General features: G+C 57.7%; 1 pseudogene. It reads right to left on the bottom strand.

Annotated elements, in window-relative coordinates:
• Nucleotides 1-32 precede the first annotated feature (32 nt).
• Nucleotides 33-233, bottom strand: a pseudogene (locus MRBLST15_RS10260) (integrase core domain-containing protein); the annotation flags it as partial.
• Nucleotides 234-359: the final 126 nt, after the last annotated feature.

Raw genomic sequence — 359 nt, 5'->3', positions numbered from 1 at the left:
CGACGTCCCCCCGGCTTGAGTAGTGGGCGGGTTTAGAGTCCGGTGCTGATGTTATCTTTCTTCGTCGCCAACTGCGCGGCGTACTGGGCGGGCGTTAGTCCGCCAAGCGCTCTTTTGGGCCTTTCTTCGTTGTAGTCGCGCCGCCAGCTTTCGATGCTGGTACGGGCATGAAGCAATGTCGGGAACCAGTGCTCGTTGAGGCATTCATCGCGTAAACGCCCGTTGAAAGACTCCGACGTCCCCCCGAGATTGAGTAGCGAAGCGGTTTGGAGTCCAATCCTCAATGAGAAGGAGATTGGACGTGAAGAAGCGCTTTTCCGAAGAGCAGATCATCGGCTTCCTACGCGAAGCTGAGGCCG

It is taken from the genome of Stenotrophomonas sp. LST15-1-1.1 (assembly GCF_040815575.1).
Classification (GTDB): domain Bacteria; phylum Pseudomonadota; class Gammaproteobacteria; order Xanthomonadales; family Xanthomonadaceae; genus Stenotrophomonas; species Stenotrophomonas lactitubi_B.
This window is presented reverse-complemented; position numbering and strand designations above follow the sequence as displayed.